We start from the raw sequence: 266 nt of genomic DNA, 5'->3' as shown, positions 1-266 counted from the left end.
CTGGCTGGCCTGGGTGTAGATGGTCGAGATCTGCCGCTGGCCGAAGGCGTCGTACAAGGCGTTGGTGATCTGCGCAACCGTGATGCCGAGGCGGCTGGCCATGTCGCGGTCGATCACCAGGTACACCTGCAGGCCCTTGTCCTGCAGGTCGCTGGCCACGTCGGCAAGCTCCGGGCGCTGTTGCAGCGCCTGCACCAGCTTGCCGCTCCACTGCGCCAGCAGGTCGGCGTCAGGCGAGGACAGGCTGAACTGGTACTGGGTGCGGC

General features: G+C 67.3%; 1 protein-coding gene. It reads right to left on the bottom strand.

The genetic code is table 11. The annotated features are described in order from the left end of the window. The coding region (locus SB772_RS41820; protein ID WP_410838750.1) for an efflux RND transporter permease subunit at window positions 1-266 on the bottom strand (266 nt) is incomplete at both ends.

It is taken from the genome of Paraburkholderia sp. SIMBA_030 (assembly GCF_046535245.1).
Classification (GTDB): domain Bacteria; phylum Pseudomonadota; class Gammaproteobacteria; order Burkholderiales; family Burkholderiaceae; genus Paraburkholderia.
Note: the sequence above shows the minus strand (reverse complement) of the source record. Positions and strands in the feature narration are given on the sequence as shown.